This window comes from Spirillospora sp. NPDC127506 (assembly GCF_040302145.1).
GTDB lineage: Bacteria > Actinomycetota > Actinomycetes > Streptosporangiales > Streptosporangiaceae > Spirillospora.
Window position 1 is genome coordinate 1,811 of the sequence record NZ_JBEORG010000096.1, and the last position, 474, is coordinate 2,284.

A 474-nucleotide genomic window follows, 5' to 3' on the forward strand; every position below is an offset into this window, starting at 1 on the left:
GGTCGGCGCCCAGCACCCGCTGGGAGTCGGTGAGCGTCTGCTCGTACAGCGGAATCGCCCGGCCCAGATCCCCGGCTGATTCGTAGGCGTAGGCGAGGTTGTTGCGGGAGGTCAGGGTATCGGGGTGGTCGGCGCCGTGCAGGCGTTGGTTTGTGGCCAGGGCGCGTTCGAAGTAGGCGATGGCGCGGGTCAGCAGACCTTGGTTCTGCAGGAAGGTGGCGGTGCGGTCCAGTAGCAGGCTGGTGTGGGTGTCGTCGGTGGCGGGAGGCGCGTGGGCGGCCAGCGCGTCGATGTGGGGCAGTAACTGCCGCCATTGCGTCCATCCGCCCGGGTCGGCGATCTCGGCGGGGCAGGCCTGGTTGAGCAGGCGGGTGGCTGTGCCCTCTCTGTCAGACTCAGGGGAGACATGGGGACGAACTAGTCTTCTGTGACATGAGTAGGGCGAGACAGGGATCTTTCTAGCGTGACGTTGAG

1 protein-coding gene is annotated in these 474 nt (G+C 66.7%); it reads right to left on the reverse strand.

Features of this window, described 5'->3' with window-relative positions; all coding sequences use genetic code 11:
- On the reverse strand, positions 1-474 hold a 474-nt coding region (locus ABTW95_RS35615; protein ID WP_500228629.1), incomplete at both ends, for a tetratricopeptide repeat protein.